This is a genomic window from Virgisporangium ochraceum, assembly GCF_016863655.1.
Classification (GTDB): domain Bacteria; phylum Actinomycetota; class Actinomycetes; order Mycobacteriales; family Micromonosporaceae; genus Virgisporangium; species Virgisporangium ochraceum.
On the sequence record NZ_BOPH01000129.1, the window covers coordinates 13,126 to 31,520 of the forward strand.

Here is an 18,395-nt window from a genome sequence, read left to right on the forward strand (position 1 = left end):
AGCGCATCACAGCGGCAGGTCGATGTCGTCCGCCGACGCGGCCGCGTTGCGCTCCACGTCGGTCAGTTCGTCGGAGCGCAGGGTCAGCGCGTAATGCTGGCGCGGGTCGTAGTCGGGGAACTGGTCGACCCGGTCGAGGACGTCGGCGACGAGCTTCTTCAGGTAGACCCGTGGCGCGACGCCGACCTTGCCGCCCAGCCTGCCGGCGACCGCCGTCGCCAGTTCGGCCAGATAGGCGTCGTCGACCCGCGCGTCGACCGCCGGACTGCCGTAGAGGCCGCGGACCTTGCGGCCGAGTGCGGTGAGCGACTCGACGGTGAAGCCCGGCAGCCGGATCTGCACCGCCCGGGGGTTGTCCCAGCGGGCGTCGGGGCCGAAGTCGGTCGCCAGCCGTTGGGCGAGCGGGGCGAGCCGCTGGGCACCCTGCGGGCCGTCGTAGAACGCGGGCGTGCCGGTGATGACGAGGAACAGCCCCGGAAACCGTCCACTGTGGACCTCGTCGACCAGCTGGCGCAACGCGTTGAGAGCCTTGTCCCGCGCGTCAGACCGCATCCGTTGCAAGGTCTCGACCTCGTCGAGCACCAGCAGCAGCCCGGGATGGCCGCTGTCACGTAGCACGGTCAGCAGCCCTTGGAGGAAGCTCAACGCGCCGAAGTGGTCGAGGTCGCCCTTGACCCCGGCGGTGCGCCGCACCGCCGCTGCCACGTGTGGCTGCCCGCCGAGCCATGCGGCCAACCCGTCGGCGGTGGCAGGGTCCCCTGTGGACACCGCCGACCGGTACGCACGCAGTGCCGCCGCGAACGCCGACGTGTCGCGGGCGACGCCGGCGAGGCGCTTCTCCATCAGGTCCCCGACGGCCCGGTCGAGCGCCTCGGCGTCGTCTTCGGCGACCTGACCGGTGGCGAGGACGTCCTCCTCCAGCGCGAAGGTCCACCCGTCGAGGACGGGACGCAGCGCGCTGGGCGGGAACTGCTCGGTGGACAGGCGTTCCACGAGGCGCCGGTACACCGTCTCCATCCGGTGCAGCGGCGTTTCCGTCTCGGAGATCTGGACCTCGGCCGCCGCGAGACCGCGCCGCTTCGCGCGTTCGGCGAGCCACCGGGTGAGGAACGTCTTGCCGGCGCCGTACTCGCCGCGCACGGCTTTGAAGACGCTGCCGCCGCCGGACACCCGGTCGAGGTCCTCGTCGAAGGCGGTGACGAACCGGTCGAGACCGACGGCCAGCGCGTCGAGGCCGTTCATCGGCACGGCTCCGCGGCGCAGCGCGTCGATGATGTCGCGCCGCCGCCGGGCCGACACGTCAGCGGTCATCGGCCAACCCGAACTGTTCGACCAGTAGATCCCGGTCGAGTTTCACGGTGTGCCCGTCCGGGTCGAGTTCGAGGACCGGGTATCCCTCGACCTGCAGCAGTTTCTGCAAGGCGGTGACGGTGAACCGGATGCGGTGCGCCGGCACCTCCGCTGCGGCGGCGAGGGTTTCCAGCGTCGCCCGTCCACCGCGGGTCAGCAACGCGGCGACGAGCGCGGCCACCCGGGCGTCGGGAAGCGGGGCACGGGTGCCGCGCCGCTGCCGGTACAGGTCGCTCGCGAGCAGACGGTCCACAAGGGACGGTGGCGGTGCCGTCGGTGCGGCGGCCGGTTCGGCGACCAGGTCGAAAAGGGTGTCGCCCGTGGGCTGCGTGGCCTTGTTCGCAGGGCGCCGTCCGGCAGGCGGCGCTGGGGCTGCAGCGGCGGTGACCGGTTCCCGCCACCAGTCCGGGCTCGCCACCGGTGCGCCCGACCAGCCGGGCAGCACCTTCTCGTCGTGGGCGGAGAACACCAGTAGCGGGATGACGGCCTCGGCCGCGGATGCCCCGCCGTGGTAGCCGGACTTGCGGGGTCCGTACCGGATGTCCTCCCGCCACGGCAGGACCACCGTCCCACCTCCGGCCGCGACCCGGCTGCCTGTCACGAGAACCTCGCCGTCACCCGGCGGTGGTGTGGCAGGCCGCCACCGGTTCTCACTCGACGGGCTGGGCAGCGTCACCGCGTCCGGGCCGCGGTCGATGACGTGCCCGTGGTCGGAGACCACGATGACGACCCGGCCGGTCGCCAGCGCGAGCAGGTCACGTACCGCGGTGACCGTCTCGGTGCTCCACACGACGGTGCCGGGCTCGCTGCGGTCGAGGGCGTCGTCGATGGTGTTCACCACTGCGGCGACCAGCGGCGTGGTCTCGTCGGCGAGCGCGGCGACCACGTCGGGCGCGAGGGCAGCGCCGGCGCCGGCGCGCAGGTCACCCTTGTGCAGCAGCACGGCGGACGGGAACCGGGCGGTGAGCGCGGCGATCTCCTGCTTCTGCTGGCCGACCGCGATCCGGCCGCTGAACAGGCTGCACCGGCTCACGTCGGTAACGGTCGGTAGGGCTGCCAGGACGCCGGTGCGTGGGCCGCCGTCAGGCGTGAGTTCCAGCCATGTTCCGCCGGAGGTGACGGACTCGGCCAGTTCGGTCGCCGCCGCCACGCTCATGCCGTCCATGACGAGCAGCAGCACCCGGTGGCCGCGCTTCATCACCGGCCGGACGAGCCGTTCGAGCAGATCCTCCACCCGCAGCAGCGTCCCCGGCGGCTCGTCGGCCTTGGTGGAGGCGGCGAGCAGCGTGGCGAACTGCTCGTCGTGGCGGCAGCGGCGCGTGTCGACGGCACGGTGCAGCAACCGGTACGCCTCAGCCACGGTCGGGTCGGTGTCGCCGGCGAAGATGTCCAGCCGGGCACGGTCGACCCAGCCGTCGACGCGCACCTGGCGGTGCAGCGCGTCGTGCAGGGTCCGCGGCTTCGGATCGTCCTCTGTGGACAGCCACCGCAGCAGCCGCAGCGCCATCCGCGCGGTGCCGATCCGGCCAGTGTCCGACGCCCGGTGACCCTCGACCAGGGCGAGGGCTTCCTGCGCGCGGGCGACCTGGTCCGCGCCGGGCCGGGAACCCGAGACCGCCAACCGCACGGCGGCGGCGAAGTCACGCATGCGGTGCGTGAATCCGCTGGGCAGGATGGAACTGCCGCCGAGCAGGCCGGTCATGTCCAGGTCGGCCGCGAGCGTCTCGGCGCGGGCGTGCAACCGGCTCGCCTCGCCGCGGCTGGCGGGGTCGTCGGCGATGCGGTCGATCCACGCCTCGGCTGCCGTGCGGAACGCCTTCGCCTCCGGATCGGCCAGTCGCCGCCCGCCGAACTTGGCCTCCAGGCGAACCCGGGCCACGGCGATCTCGGTCTGCTGCGCCCGCCGCGGGGCCGGGTCCGGCCAGAGCAGCCCGACGAGCAGGCCGAGCGGGATGACGTCGGTGCCGTGGCCGGCCCGCACCGCGGCCAGGATCGGTACTGCGGCCGGCCCGGCGACGTCTGACAGGTAGCTGCCCAGACCGTCGGCGATCGGGTCCGGCAGGCCGGTGAACCGCAGCAGCGCCGCGGCGCCGGTGGTCCACTGCAGCAGGCCGGCACTGTCGATCTGGTCGGGCCGGATGCCGAGCAGCGCGGTGACCAGGCTACGCAGCGCGTGGTCGCGGGTGATGACGGTCCCGGCCGGTCGCGGCCAGCCGCTGGCCGGGGCCAGGTCGGTCAACGCGTCGCAGACCCAGCGGCCGGTGCGGACCAGGGTCGGGTCCAGCGCCGCGCCACCGAACAGCTGCCGGACGACCTCCCACGGGTCGACGCTGCGCACGGTGCACTGGCTCACGTGCGCGAGGATGCCGTCGCCGAGCTCGGCATCGGACAGATCCGTCAGCAGCACGATCCGCTCGTCCTCGGCGCGGTCATGCAAAGCCGCCCGGGCCGCCAGGGGAGTGGCGCACGGCACGATCCGGACCTTCACCGAGCCGATCGACACGACCGGCTCACCGTCCCACACCGGTGTCGCCCGCAGCGCCAGCGCGACCGACTCGTCGTCGGACCGGTCGAGCCACGCCTCGACCTTGCGCCGGATCGCCGCGGGCTGCGCCACCGCTACTGAGCTCGCCACGTGACCATGATGCGGGCACCGTCGGCCATGAGTTCACGCAGCTTCGCCGACAGCACCTCCAGGTCCTCGGCGGTCGCGACCACCTGCTCGTAGTCCGGCCGGGGCGGTGGTGGAGGAGGCGGGGGAGGAGGCGGTGGCGGCTTGACCAGCAGCTTGGCCGCCTCGGCCGACGCGACCTGCAACGCGTCGACCAGGTCCCCGGCACTCTGCTCGTGCCGGGCGTACTCACGTAGCTTGTCGAGGATGTTCCGGGCGCGGTCGTCGTCCATGGACGCGATCGCATCCAGCAGCGGCCACTGCGCCCCGTCGATCGCGGCCTTCACCCGGGCCGCCTGCTTGAACGACGCCGCGGCCACCTCCGGATCGACGCCGCCGAGATCGGCGCCGGCGACCAGTTGCACCAGCACCACGTCGTCGCGCTCGCTGGCGATGTCGGCTAGCAGCCGCGCCGTTCGCCGCGCGGTCGCGAGCCGGCCGGTGGTCGCCTGCGGTTCGAGTCCTAGCAGGTCGGTCCGTGCCTCCAGCGCTGGCACCAGGTGCGTCGCCGAGCTGACGCATTCACCTGCGACGGTCCGAATCGTGCCGGCGAGTATTGGCAGATTCGCGGGGCTACGCCACTCTGGCAGCGGCTTGCCGAACAGGGGCCGTCCCCGCTTGACAGCGGCGTCCCACTCCTCCGGGGTCGGCATCGGCGGCGGCCGCAGCTCCCAATGCCCCTGCACCGCCTGGACCGAGTTCACCGGGACCTTGACCGATCCGTCGTACCAGGCGAGCTGATGTTCCAACCCAAACACGATCATGATCAGGTTCTGCAGGTCGCGGTCGAAGCCGCGCGGGTCGGGCTGGTCCATCTGCTCGCGCAGGAACGCGACCGGGTACCGGTCGGTCAGACCGCGTTGCGCCGCTCGTTGCGTGAAATGCCGGCTCCACCAGCACGTGCCGGTGGTCAGCACGTACCGGTTGTCGGCCAGTTCCCCGAGCTGGAGGTGGTTGCAGATGCGCTGCACCGTGCGCCGGTCGGCCTGCTCCACCACCACCCCACGGGTCGGGTCGGCTGCGGCCCGCTGGGCGTAGGTGAGGACCTTCGCCATCTCGCCGCGGGTGACCGCCTTCTCATCGTCGGGCAGTGCCGGCTTGCCGGGGTAGGACCAGGCGAGCAGCACGCCGGTCAGGTGCCGCAGCGCGGCATCCAGGGTGCCACCGATCGGGTCGCCTAGGTGGAGTCCGTCGGCGAGGGCGTGGAGCACACCCTTCGTGTCGTCGACCACGTCGGTGGACTCGGCACCGGCCTTCGCCGCGCCGTACGCCTGCTTCAGCGCGGTCAGCAGCGAGTCGCGGAGCTGGTGCTGGCGTTGCTGCAGGTAGACTCGGCCCTGCTTGCGGTCGGCCACCGACCAGTCGGCGGCCAGGGACTGCAGGCGGTCGCCGCCACCGTCGGCGCCGAGCAGGTAGTTCACCTTCGCCAGCAGCCGCACCCGGCCGATCATGTCGGCGCTGAGGAAGTACGGCTGCCAGAACACCGTGCGCGACCCGCGCGGGAACAGTTCGATGCGCGCGAAGTCGCTGCCGCGGTCGTAGGTTCCCACGTCGAACGGGTAGTCGATGTTGATCCGCCAGGTCTCCGCGTCAGCGAGCAGGGTCGACTCGGGCAGGTTGACGTCGTCGCGGACGTTGCCGAACCGCACGTGCACGGTGTGCTTGCGGCCCCGCCACTCCCGCAGGTAGCTGATCTCTCCCAGCGTCCCGTCGACACCGGAGAGCCCCATCTCGCTGCACACCAGGTCGCGCACCAGCTGCTGCAGTACGCCGTCGCCCGTCTCATTGCTCGGCACGAGATCGAGCAGCTTGTCGTAGTCGACGGCAGACAACTTCAACGACACCACCGGGTCCGGATCCCTGGTGATGTGCAGTTCGCCGGCGTCGGCCTGCAACTTCTGCAGCCGCCCGAGCACGATCTGGTTCTCGTAACCCGGAATCGGCGACGCGATCGACCCGAAGTTCAGCGCGTGCAGCTTCGACGCCGTGAGATTGTGCAGCGCCGGCACCTCCGGCACCAACGCACCGAGCAGCAGCGTCTTGACCAGCTTGTCGTCGAGCTGGAACGGCTCGTGCCCGGCCGCCTGCTCGGCGGTGATGCCGTGGTGAGCAAGCAGCAACGGACGCAGCTTGCCCCGATAGGTTTCCCTGGCGGACTGGAACAGCTGCTTCAGCTTCGGCCGGTCGGGCAGCTCACCGGTGAGCACCAGCGGCTCGAACAGCTCGGCGACCCCGATCAGGTCGTTGACCCGCAGCGTGTCGCGTCGGTCGACCAGAAGCTCGGTCATGATGCGCAGCGCCGTCCGCTCGCGCTGCAACGCCTGTGACAGGGCGACGAGCGAGGCGACCAGCGCCGGCGAAAATGGGTACAGGCTGCGGAACGCCGCCGCGTCCGAGCCGATCCCCGCGTCGCCGTACTGCGCGCCAAGCAGGAGGATGTCCCACACCGCCCGGTTGCCGCGCACCGCGGCGAAGGCCCGGTCGATCGTGGCCTTCGCCGCGCCGTCGTTCGGTCGGAGCAGACGCTCGGCGGTGATCTCCGGCAGGTTCGTGTCGGCCAGCACGATGTTGCCGAGCCGGCCCTGAACGCTGGTCATCATGTCGGCCAGCGCCTGCCGCTCGGTGCCGCCGACCTGCGGGCCGAGGAACTCCTCCAGGTTGCGCTGCCGGGCCACGAACGAGGCGATCGGCAGCGGCCGGTACGCGTCGGCTGACTCGACCAGCTTGTTCAGCTTCGCGCCCTCGGTGTTGACGAACGTGTGGTCGGTGATGTGCGTCGACAGCCACAGGATGAACTCGTCGAGGAACAGCACCAGCGCGTCGTAGCCCAGGTCCTTGGCGTGCCGGGTCACCACCGCCAAGCCCGCGTCGAGGTCGAGGTACTCGCCGCTGCGCACCGCCCCGGTGAAGAACGCGGTCGTGAGCGCGCTGACCAGCCCGTCGCGCTCCTTTGTCCCCGGTGGCTGTGCGGCCGCCGCCGCGTACGTCTCTGCCGTCCACCCGGCTCGGCGCGCCATCATCGCCGCCAGGCCCACGGTCGCCGCCGGTGCCGCCCCGGCGTCGTCGCCGGGTGGACCGCCCGCGTCGGTGAGTGCGGCGAAGAACGCCTCGTCACCCATCCGGTCACGCAGCCGCGCCGCGTCACCCAGAAGAGCATCAGACCGGTGGACGGCGGGAAGCGGCGCCTCCGGGTGCAACGCCATGATCTGGTTGAGGTAGCCCTCAAGGACCGCCTGCTCGACCGAGCGCGCGTCGAGCATGTGGAAGGTCAACGTGAGGATCTTCTTGCCGCGTAGCATCGGGTCGATTTTCGTGACCGGGTCGGCGATGTTCTTCAACGCCCGCGCGTCAGGGTTGTGCCGCAGCAGTTCCCGCAGCACCGCCATGAAGTGCGATTTACCGGAGCCGAACGATCCGTGGAGGAACGCCGCCTGCGACCGGCCGGTCTGAACCGCGTGCCCCACCAGCGACAGCGCTTCCTCGAAGTTGGCCCGCAGGGCGTCGGTGACCACGTACCGCTTGAGGTCGGCGCCCTCGGCGGCGCGGACCACGAAATCCCCTTCACCGACCGACGGCGGGATGTCGATGAGGTCCCGCAGCAGCGGCTGTTGCGACAAGGCGATCACACCGTCCCGTGTTGTCCGGTTACGACGACCGAGGTTAGTTCAACGGTCGCAGGTCGGGGTGTATGGACAGGCCGGAACGGTGCTCTCGACGGACAGAAATGGACCATCGGCCAGCGAACCGTGAACGTTCAGGAACAACCGGGGTCGAACGCCGAGGGGATTGATCGTCATCCACCGATAGCTTGCGGGCACCTCGCGACCGAGGTCTTCCTGGGGAGGAACCACATGAGCACGACACAGGAGATCCAGCAGGCGCTCCAGCAGACCGGTGCCGGTGTCAGCCAGGCCCTCGCCGCCGCCAACGCGGCCAAGGCCAAGGCGGAGCAGGCCATCGCCCAGTCCGTCGCATTGGGCGGGCGGGACGTGATCGCCGAGTTCACGGCGTTGAAGAACGCGATCAACGAGTTGATCGCGAGCCTGAACGGCAGTCGGGAGAAGGTGATCCAGGTGGCTGCCCGGGCGCGACCCGCCGGCGGCGGCGGTGGTTGAAGCGCGGAAGGCGGCCCGGCAGGCGACGATCCACCGGGAGGACCGCCGGATGGTTCGTCTCGGCGGTCACGGCGACGAACTGGCCAGCGCGATGAGAATCTCGATGCGGCCCGAGACGAGACCCCTCGCCGACCACCACCGCGTGAGCTGGTGAACGTCGAGTTGGCCGGCCTGGTGCTCGCGGGTGGAAACGTGGTCGCCTTGGCGACACAGTTCATCGTTCCGGTGGCGGTGAACTTCACTGCGAATATGTCTATGGCGGTCATCGGGGGGATGTCGGCACTGGCAGTGTTCTGGCGCAGGCATAGACAGGAGAGGCAACGGGATGAGGATCGACCCGAAGATTGAGCCGCTGGTCCGTCAGGCGTTCACAGCGGCGATCCGTGTCAAGCCTGAGGAGTTCGCCCAGGCACTGGAAGCTTTCGATGCCGCGAATGGCGGGGAGGCGATGGCGCTGACCGGTGCGATCACCCTGGCGGTGCTGCATCACGAGTACGAGGGCGGGCCGACGGACGTCGATCTGGCGGAGGTCGCCTCCGATGTCGTGCGGACGGCACCGTGGTCCGCGCTCGACGAGCAGGACGTTCACGGGACGCTTCGAGGTTTGGTTTTGGGTGGACCTGCGGTCGGTGTGGATCCACGGACGGCCTTCATTTCCCTGCTCGTGACGGCTGCTTATATGTTGGCGTCGAGCACCGAGCCGCCCAAGCGCTGGTGGACCTACCTGGATGAGGTCGAGGCCCTTCTCGAGCGGCAATAGGAGGGCCGCGACGGAATCAACCGCGTCGTGGCCTCACGTGGTGGAGGCTGACAGGAGAGTTGAGCCGCTGGTCCGCGCGGTCCTCAACGGGGCGGTGAAGACAGATCATAAGCAGTTCACTGCGGCGATTCAGCGGTCCCGGGTCGAAAGGCGGCACAGTCCGATCGGCCGGGCATTCAGAATGCATCGACGCCGCGGATGCGGTTCAGCTCCGTGCGGTCGTGGCCGAGCATGGACAGTTCGGTGTCGATCAGGCTGGTGAAGAACTCGGCCGGCGTGCCGGGGAAGCCGGGCTTCGGCTCGTTGTGCCACTGATGCAGCCACGGCTCCAGTTCGACCAGGCCGGCGAGCAACGGCAGCAGCCGGTCGGGCGACCAGCCGGCCTGGGTCTTGCGGTCGATATAGACGGTCGCGAGGGCCTGCGCCTGGCCGAGATGATCCCAACCCGCCCAACCGAGCAGGTCGGTTGGGTCACCGTCGCGCCCGGCGCCCGGGTAGGAGACGAAGCGCTCCTTCGGAACATCGAGCTTGCCACGGTTCCTCCAGTAGCTGTTCTTGACGAAGTCGGCCGAGGCATACTTTGGCGGCACCGGAATGTCGAGCTTCTCGCCTGCGTCCTCCCGACGTTGCAACGCCCAGGTCTGCTCCCACTGCAGGCGCTTGCGGAGCCCGGACGGCTTGTACCGCAGGGCCGGCAAGTACGGGACGTTTTCCTCGGCGATTAGCTTGCCGAGCGTCTTCGTGAGGTCGTGCTGGTCGTGGCCCACCCACAGGTCGAGCACCGAACGGAAGCCGGTGTCGTGACGCACGCGGTCGGCCATCTGCGCGACCGACATCGGCGTAGTCGCCCCGCCCCACAGCGACTCGTCTTCGAGCCGGTCGAGCAGCCAATCTCGAAGTGCCCTGCTCTGCATGGCGTCCCAGCCCTCAGCGGACCAGCGACGCTTGCACTCCGGCCGCTCGATCAGCTCGATGTTGCGGTCCGACTCGATGACGGCGATGCGCCGCTCAACCATGGCGCGGTACTCGTCGGGCCAGTGCGCCGGCAACTCCGTGATCGGCGTGGAGTTGTGCCGGGCGAACCACTGCGTCTCGGTTTCGCCGTTCTTGACCTTGCGCGCGAGCACGATCTCGAAGGCACGCTCGCCGAGTTGAAGTTCCGGCGGGTCGGGGACGGTAAGGTCCTCGTCAAGGAGGCCGTACAGGCGGTAGACCTCCCAGTCGAGTTCCTCCTGGTGCGCGATCATCTGCGTGCGAACCGAGTGCCACCTAGTTTGACTAGCGATCAACCTGGCTCGCGTGGGAACACTCGCTTCGGCAGTCGCAGTTGGGGTCACAGCGGCTGAGGACTGGGCGAGCCGGTCGATAATCGTGCTCCGGCGAAGTGGTAGCTCTGCCGGTACAGGGAATTGTTGTAACCGAGTTCCATTGAATTGGTAAAAGCGTTCCCAGTCGTCGCTTGTGAAGCCTCCGCCTTCCCCGCGAATCCCCTTGTCATGACACACTTGCTTAAGCCAAAAGCATGCAGTCGAGCTATTTAATAAGCCAACTAGCTCAAGGTGGTCATTTTCAGTCGAATCCTTGGGGAGCTTGACCACTGGTGCGGTGCGGTTGAGTGCCTTCCCGCCTCGGTCGAGCACGAAATGGTTGTGAGTTGCGACTTCACCGAATGTGATGGAGTACGGGTTGCGGTAGCGGTCACGAATCCACCTGTACCAACCCCACCACGGTTCACCGCTGCCCGATCGAGTTTCACCGGCGAATCCGACGACTGATCGCAACGTGCGTCGCAGATACCACAGATGGCGCGCCCAGGTCGTTTGTTCGTCCAGTGGCAGTAAGCGGTGCTCGGCGTCGTAAGGCGTGAGGGCATACTCTGACGACGTGATCGCCCAGTCTCGAACGGCGTCACCGGTCACGAGCTCGCGGTACACGGAATCGGAAATGCCGCGGCGAAGAAAGTGGGACCTTGGCGCAAAATACGCATCGTCCTGGCCTGGGAAGCTTGCGAATCCGATTGCTCCTTCGATTCTAGTGTTAAAGCGTTTCGTGGATCGATCGATTGACTCTCGGAGATCGGCGCGGCCGCCGCCGCTCAGGCTCCATGGATGCCGAGCTAATTGATCGCGGGGCCAGTCGATTGAGCTGACCCACGGTGATTCCGACCCAGGCCTGTCGATCTGTCCGACTATAGCGGCCCAAACAAGGCCAAGTGACGGCTCAGCTGGCTGAGTCGGCTCCCCGCGCACGCTAAGCACTGATCGAATCGTGTTGCTGTAGCGTTGGCTAACGACCCGGTTCCGTCCAATAAGCACCACGGTCGGCGTTCCATGGCCGGGAATGAACGCACCTGATGTGTCAACAACCTCCGCTAATTCAACGCTGCCAGCGAAGAATTCGTTGATCAGTTTCTTGCCGAACTCGCGTTTCATGAACGAGTTGGCGGTGATTTGGCCGACCCAGCCGGCGCCGACCCCGTCGGCGTCTCCACGCTTCGCGAGCCCGAAGATCCGCTGGGCGAACGGAACTGTCAGGGCGTACTTGCCAGAACAAGCCGAGTAGAGGCTTCGGTACCTCTCGTTCTGCGCTTTGTCCTTAACGGTGATATATGGCGGATTGCCGACCACCACCGTGTACGTGCTCGGTCGTAGGTACTCCTTGAGTAGGTCGAAATCCTCGGCCGCGTAGGCGAACTCGACCTCGCCGTCGCGGATCGACAGCAAATCGGTCTGCTCAATCCCCTTGCCTTCGTCCTTGCTCCACGGCAGCAGCGAGTCCCCGGTCGCCACTCGGACGTCGAATGCGGGTGCCTTCTCCAACGACGTCAGTCCGCATTCGCGCAGAGCCGCTACCATCAACCGGAACCGCGCGATCGCCACCGCGAACGGGTTGATGTCCACGCCCGTCACCTGGTGCAGCGCTTTCTGTACCAGTTCTCGCACGTCGTCGGCCGGGTGCCGGTCCTTCCACAGCCGTACCAAACGTCGAAACGCGCCCAACAGGAAGTGTCCCGATCCGCAGGTCGGGTCGATGACGCTCATCTGCGCCAGTCCGAATTCCTTCAGCGCCGGCTCGAACGTCCGGTCGAGGATGAACTCCTCGACGAACTCGGGTGTCTGCAGCAGCGCGTAGGTCGACCGGGCGTGGGCGGACAGGTCCTGGTACAGGTCGCCGAGGAACCGGGTCTCCAGCTTCTCCGACACGAGTGACACAAGTCCCGGGCCGCGGCGGAAGAAGTCCGACAGTGCCTCGGCCGCGTCGCCGGAGATGGCGAAGCGCCACACCGGGTTGTGGTGGTCGAACAGTTTGCCGGTGGCCGGCAGCCGGCGCAGGTAGGTGAACGCCTCGCGGAGCCAGTGCATGTCGTTGTTGCGCGCGGTCTCCTCGCGCATCAGATACGCCTGCCGGTTGTGGACGGCGCGCTCGGCGGGTGCGGCGTCGGCGGGGCCGCCGATCCACAGTGGAGAGACGAGCCGGTTGTCCTCGCAGAAGCGCACGAACACGCAGCCGAGCACCCAGGCGACGGCGGCCTGGTCGAGCACGTCCTCCAGCCAGGTTTCGAAGGTGGCGGCGGTGCGTTCGGCGCGGCGGGCTTCGCCCCACTCGGCGCGCAGCTCGCCGTACAACTTCTCGTCCTGCGGCACGGTCTCCCGCAGACTGTCGACGAGCGTGCGGACCTGTGCCTGTAACGGCTTCAGGGGAATCATCGGGCGGTCGTCTCCACGGTGGGCGTGATCCAGGCCGGCGGCAGCCACAGCGACTGGCTGGCCGGGGAGGTGAGCGGAAGTTGGGCGCTGTCGAGCTTGGCCGGATCCGGTTGACGGGCCGGCACGAGCAGGAGGCGGGCGGCTGGGCGGGGTCGGGTCGGGTCGGCGAGCTCCTGCAGGATCCGCAGTTGCCCGTACCGGGCCAGCGGTGCGGCCTCGGTGATGAGCACCGGCGTCTCGACTGCCAGCGCCTCGGCTACGGCCGGCACGACGTGGTGGCGCACCAGGTCGGCTAGGCCGCGGAAATCGGCGCTGGTGGGGTCGCCGCTGTCGGCGGCGACGATGACCTCCCACGGGAAGCCGAGGGCGCGGAGCTGGGTGAGCATGATGGCGGTGGCGTCGACCTCGGTGAGCCGGTGCCGGGTCAGCAGCGCGCGGCGCGCCGGCTGGAGGCGGGTCAACGGTGCGAGCAGGGCGAGGTAGCCGCGTCCGCGCAGGGCCGTCGTCAGCTTGGCGTCCACTTCGGACACGGCCTCGGGACCACCGAGCGGGCCGAGAACGCTGGCCATGCGGGTGCTGGTGGGAGGGCGCAGGCTCGGCGGTGCGTAGACGCCCTGGGTCGGTTCCCACGCGAGCGGGGCGCCGGCGGCCTTCAGGAGGTCGGTGAGGTCGGGGCGCGGCGGAACCGGCTTCGCCCGCGGGAACCGTGCGCGTACCCGCGCCTGGATCTGGTCGGGAGGGAGCCGTTGGCCTGTGATGCTGCCCATGGCCAGCTCCAGGGCACGCTGTGCGGGCATGCCGACGGGGTAGAACTGCCCCTGCGCGTTGACGTCCGCCTTGTCGCCGCTGGCTTCGGCAGCGAGACGGAGCAGGCGCTGATCGTCCACTGTGGGCATGTCATCCGGGGCAGCGATGCCGCGCAGGGTTTCCAGTGCCCGCTGCCGGGTGGGAAGCGGGTCCTGCCGGGCGAGATCGGCGGCGGCGCGGCCGAGTCGTACGGCGTAGGCGAGCCGCTGCGCGGCGGTCGTCTCGGCCTCGGGGTCGTCGGGTTCGCGGCCGACCAGCGCGGCGCCGGAGTCGCGTAGCCGGTACATCGCGACCCGGGCGTCGCCGCCGCGCGCGAGTTCGGCCTCCACTGCGGCGTGGATCAGACCGACGGCTTGCGCGGTGCGCTTCGGTTCTTCGGAGTACGAGCCACGGGCGGCGAGGAACGCTTCCGCGAGTTCGGTCGCCGACATCACCGTGCCGCGGTTGTCGAGCAGGGCGACCAGTTCGTCGCGCACCTGGTGCAGCGCCTCGTTGCCGAGCCACTCCTTGGCCCACTTGCGCAGCAGCGTCGACACCTGCGGCTGGCCGAGCCCGGTCGCCGCGGCGCCCTCGGTCTGCGAGGGCCAGCGGAGGAACCGCCCGTCGTTGCCCGGCTCCTGCCCGAGCAGCACGGCCAACGTGCGGCGCTCGCGCGACCCGCGGCCGGTCGCTGGCGGGAGCAGCGTGGCGCAGACCGCCTCGATGCCGCGTGGAATCGCCCGTTCCGGTGCCGGGCTGGGCGCGGGGACCGGGATCTGGCCACGCAGCGTGCGGATCTGGGCGAGGATCTCCTTGCGGGTCGCGTCGGGCACTCCCTTGGCCCGGGTCAGCGCGGATGGTTCAGATCCGAGCAGTTCACCGACCGTGTGGATGCCGAGGCGGTCCAGCGCCGAGCGTGCACGGGCGGTGAGGCCGGTCGCGGTGAGCGGAGAGTCCCGGTCGAGCGAGGCAGGTGACGGCCCGGTCGGAGGCTGGTCCGGGCCGGGCTTCGGCAGGTCCTTGAACATGGCCCGCCACGCGTCGGCCATGTCGTCGACGGTGCCGAACCGGGCTGTCGCGTCGCGGGCCAGCGCCCGTTCGAAGAACGCAATGAGACGGTCGGCGAGCACCGGGTCGAAGTCAGCCGGGTCGAGGGTGACCTCGTCGCTGATGGCCGCCGGGTTGGCGTCGTTGCCCCAGCGGGGCAGCGTCCCGGTCGCCATCTCGTAGAGGGTGACGGCGGCGGCGAACCGTTCGGCGGCGGCGTCGTAGCGCGTCCGCCGGGGCGGGCCGAGGAACGGGTCGAGGTACGGCACCGTGCCGGCGGTCAACTGGTCGGCGGCGGTGCGGGCCAGCGAGAAGTCGAACACGCACAGGTGCGGCTCGCGGTCCTTCGGCCGCGGACGCGCGGCGAGGTTCGCCGGCTTGATGTCGCGGTGCCACACCCCCTGCCCATCGAGGAAGACGACGATGTCGAGCAGGTCGCGGCCGTAGCGCTCCAGCAGGTCGATGACGAGCCGGCCGCCCTGCAGCTCCTCGGCGAGCGTGTGCGGGCCGGCGCTTTCCAGCAGCAGCGCGGTCCGGTGCCCGACGGTCACCGGACCTTCGACGAGCGACGCCACCTGCCAGTGCCGCTGGAGTTGGCTCAGCGTCTCGGCTTCGGCCTGCAGCCGTGGCGCGTGCTGCTCGTCGCGGGCGACCTTGAGCACCAGCTCCTTGCGGTCGCCTGTCCGGGTGACCAGCAGCGCGGTCGCGGTGGCGCCGGACCCCAACCGGCGCACGACCGTGAGACCGCCCTCGAGCACGTCGCCCTTGCGCGCCTCCAGCGGATCGATCACCGGTTCGGGCTCGGGTGCGGTCAGCTCGTCCCAGACGTTCCCGAGCGCCTCCCGAAACGCCGCGACGCTGTTTAGCCGTCGAGTCGGATCGCCCCGGGTCGCGTCGTAGACCAGATCCACCAACCGGCTCGGCATCCCATCGACGGCGGCGGCCAGGTTGAGACCGCTATCGGCGACCGCCCTCACCAGCTCCTCGGCCGTCGCAGCCGGCGGCGAACCGGTGAAGATCCGGTACGCGATCGCGCCTAAGGAGAATACGTCGAGCTGGCTGCCGGGCAGGTCCGACCGGATCGCCGCCTCGGGCGCCTGGTACTGGCGTACCTCGTCGTCGAAGAACAGTTCCAGACCGGCACCGCTGTCGCCGGACGACGCGAGCCGGGTGAGCTGAGTGCTGCCGGGCAGCCGGCCACCGGTCTGCCAGTCGCTGACCACCAGGCGCGGCGTGGCCGTCTCCGGGGCGGAGACCACCACCGCCCGCGGGTGCAGCGCCCGGTGCGCCAGCCGCCGCGAATGGGCGTAGTCGATGATCTCGGCCAGATCCTGGACCAGGCGGAGCCGCTGGGCGAGGGTCAGCCTGTCCTCGCGCTGGGTGAGCCACTGGTCGAGCCGGACGCCGCCGGTGTCGTGGTCGAACACGACCGCCGGACCCCACGGGTGCTCCACCAGGTCGTGAGCGCGGGCGATGCCCGGGTGGTGGATGCCCTGCAGCAGCCGGAACTCCCGCTCGGCCGCCCGCCGGATGACGGGCAGGTCTTCCGACGAGGCCCGGCTGGTCAGATAGAACCGCACTCGGCGTACCAGCGCCGTGTCCATGGCGTGCCCGGCGAGGAAGTCCTGCCAGCCGATCCCTTCGGCGTACGCGCGCGGGTGCAGCAGGAGCTGGCCGATCTTCCGGTCGGCAACCGACGGGCGGATCTTCGCACCTCGCACCAGGTCGACGATCTGCCGGCCACGGGCCGGGTCGATCAAGTGCGCCGGGTTGTGGGGACGTCCGTTCAGAAACTCCTTCAGACTGTCTAGGCCGGACGGGTGCCGGTCGAGGCCGTAGACGTGCTGGCGCCCGATCGCGTCGAGCCGCGACTGGGTCGTCGTGGCGTGCATGAACACCGCCGCGCCGACGAACGGCGTCAGGTGCTCCTTACCCTGCTGGCGGGCGTAAAAGTTGATCACGCTGGCGAGGCGGCGGGCCTTGCGGTTGGCGAGGACGTAAGGGTTGTCCTCCGGCATCAGCCGCCCGCCCGGCACTCGCCGGACCCACTGGGTGCCGTCACCGCTGATCTCGCCCTGCCAGTGCTTGAGCTCCAGGACGAACAGGCCGCGCGGCGTGAGCACCAGGGCGTCGACCTCGTTGATCGACCCGTCGGTGCCGACGAACTCGACGTTCGCCCAGACGTGGAACGGGTCGGCGTCGTCGAGGTAGCTCGCCAGGATCCGCAGGCCGTCCTGCTCGTGGGCGTACGGGCTGGGATTGATCTGTTCCCAACGCGGCGAATCCGACCGCACCCCGATGCCCCCTGACCTCGTCCCGCCTGCCCGGGTCATTCTGCGCTATGCCGGTCGCTGTACGTTACCCGCCGGCCGCGCGTGATCCGAGGTTCGACTGGACGGAGAGGAATTCGACCGATCGGATGACGCAGTGGGCGCCGCGTGGTCGGCGTTGCCACGCGAGTATGAGATGAACACGTGCACAGGTTCCGTACCCGGGGAATTACCGCGACCGTCCCTAAACTCGCCCACCCCGTCCGGGACTACAGCCGCCGTCATCCGGTTCGGATCGTCACTGTCGACAGTCCTGTCATCGATCTCGGTGAGCCCACGCGATGGTCAGCCGGGAGTATCTCCGGCCACCTGGCGGCATGTCGCACGACGGCAGTGCTTACCCAACTCCGTCCACCGGAATGTCTCTGCCGGGTATGACCGGGAGGCTGCGCTGGAGGGGAACGAGAGCGGCTGCCGCTTCGGCAGCCTGGCGGCCGATGGTGCCGATGAGGTGCACGTACGTGTCGCTAGTGATCTTGATTGAGCTGTGCCGTAGACGTTTGCTCACTACAGCGATGTCGATGCCGGCAGCGATCTGCAGACTCGCGGCCACGTGCCGCAGGCCGTGAAGGGTGATCTTCGGCAGCCCATGGCGGGCTATGAGAGTTTGGAAGTACTTGCTTACATAGTCCGGGTGCAGCCCTCGTCCGTCAGCGGCTGTGAAGACGAGCCCGCTCTCGCGCCAGCCCGGGCCGGTAACCAGCCGCTGCGCTATCTGGGTACGGCGATGGCGATGCAGCACGGCGGCGGTGCGTGCGTCGATGTCGACCCTGCTATCGACGTTATCCGTCTTGGGCACGGCGGCGACCACGGTGTGCGCGGCAGTCGTGCGCTGCGCCGCTACCTCGATGAGCTGTGCGCGGAGGTCGACGTCGCGCCACCGCAAGCCACAGAGCTCGCCGCGGCGCAGCCCGGCGAACGCGGCGAGGTGAAACAGCGCATACAGCGGCTCGTTGACGATCGCGTCGAGGAACCGGCCGAGCTCGTGGGGTTGCCACACCGCCACCTTCGGCCGGCGGGCCTGGGCAACGTCGGCGAGGGCGGCGACGTTCCGCGGAGCAAGTCCCGCCCGATACGCGGCACTCAGAGCACTGCGTAGCGTCGCCCGCACCCGCTGGGCAGTTGCCGGCCCAAACGGCCTCGGCACCGCAACACAGCGACGGGGTGAGCGGATTGGCGGGCCTCCGCCCTTCCGCGCGGGCGTCATCTGGCCCACGACCTTGCAGGCATCGGCGGCGTTAGCGGTGATCGCGTCGGCGCGTCGACGGTCGTGTTCGTCCCGCACGGCGATGAGCATCTGCGTGACGTCCTGCGGCCGCAGGGCGGCGAGCGGCAGGTGGCCCAGGTGCGGAATCAGATAGTTCTCCACATGGCCGCGGTAGGCCACTGCGGTGGTCGGCCGGATCGAGCGGGAGTCGATCTTCCGGCGGAGCCAGTCGGTCAGCCAGTCAGCCACGGTCGCGGCTTTCCCGCGGGTCAACGCGCCGCCTTCGAGGGAGATAACAGTGGCCCGGGCCGCTGCCGCATCTAACGCGGTCGCGAACCCTCCCTTGGTGCACTGCCGTCGTCCGCCAGGACCAGGCGGCAACTCCACCAAATAGGACCACAGATGCGTGTAGCACGGCTCGT

Annotated in this window: 8 protein-coding genes; 2 read left to right on the forward strand and 6 right to left on the reverse strand. The window is 69.4% G+C overall.

What is annotated here, in order from left to right; all coding sequences use genetic code 11:
* Positions 1-6: 6 nt before the first annotated feature.
* Genes brxD through Voc01_RS44730 form a run of 3 tightly spaced genes read right to left on the reverse strand, consistent with a single transcriptional unit; the run spans position 7 to position 7,638 of the window.
* Positions 7-1,311 carry a BREX system ATP-binding protein BrxD gene (brxD, locus tag Voc01_RS44720; protein WP_203933848.1) on the reverse strand — a complete coding sequence of 435 codons (1,305 nt, stop codon included), beginning with the start codon at positions 1,309-1,311 and terminating at the stop codon, positions 7-9.
* Complete coding sequence (gene pglZ, locus Voc01_RS44725; protein ID WP_203933849.1) at positions 1,301-3,985, reverse strand: BREX-2 system phosphatase PglZ; 2,685 nt, start codon at positions 3,983-3,985, stop codon at positions 1,301-1,303. The genes brxD and pglZ overlap by 11 nt, the downstream gene beginning before the upstream one ends.
* On the reverse strand, positions 3,970-7,638 hold the full coding sequence (locus Voc01_RS44730) for a DUF6079 family protein (protein WP_239160936.1): 3,669 nt from the start codon (positions 7,636-7,638) through the stop codon (positions 3,970-3,972). Before Voc01_RS44730 ends, pglZ begins: the two co-directional genes overlap by 16 nt.
* Positions 7,639-7,872: 234 nt before the next feature.
* Between Voc01_RS44730 and Voc01_RS44735 the strand changes: the two genes are divergently transcribed.
* Positions 7,873-8,136, forward strand: coding sequence for a hypothetical protein (locus Voc01_RS44735; RefSeq protein ID WP_203933850.1), 264 nt, complete (start codon positions 7,873-7,875; stop codon positions 8,134-8,136).
* A 325-nt stretch (positions 8,137-8,461) separates the two neighbouring features.
* A complete protein-coding gene (locus tag Voc01_RS44740) occupies positions 8,462-8,896 on the forward strand; it encodes a hypothetical protein (RefSeq protein WP_203933851.1) in 435 nt (144 codons plus the stop codon).
* A gap of 176 nt (positions 8,897-9,072) precedes the next feature.
* On the opposite strand, the gene pglX is transcribed toward Voc01_RS44740, so the two are convergent.
* From pglX to Voc01_RS44755, 3 genes are all read right to left on the reverse strand, one after another.
* Positions 9,073-12,603, reverse strand: coding sequence for a BREX-2 system adenine-specific DNA-methyltransferase PglX (pglX, locus tag Voc01_RS44745; protein ID WP_203933852.1), 3,531 nt, complete (start codon positions 12,601-12,603; stop codon positions 9,073-9,075).
* The gene (gene pglW / locus Voc01_RS44750; protein ID WP_203933853.1) at positions 12,600-16,730 is read right to left on the reverse strand and encodes a BREX system serine/threonine kinase PglW; all 4,131 of its coding nucleotides are present in this window, start codon (positions 16,728-16,730) and stop codon (positions 12,600-12,602) included. The genes pglX and pglW overlap by 4 nt, the downstream gene beginning before the upstream one ends.
* 373 nt (positions 16,731-17,103) lie before the next feature.
* Positions 17,104-18,222, reverse strand: a complete 1,119-nt coding sequence (locus tag Voc01_RS44755; protein ID WP_203933854.1) for a tyrosine-type recombinase/integrase — start codon at positions 18,220-18,222, stop codon at positions 17,104-17,106.
* Between the last annotated feature and the right edge of the window lie 173 nt (positions 18,223-18,395).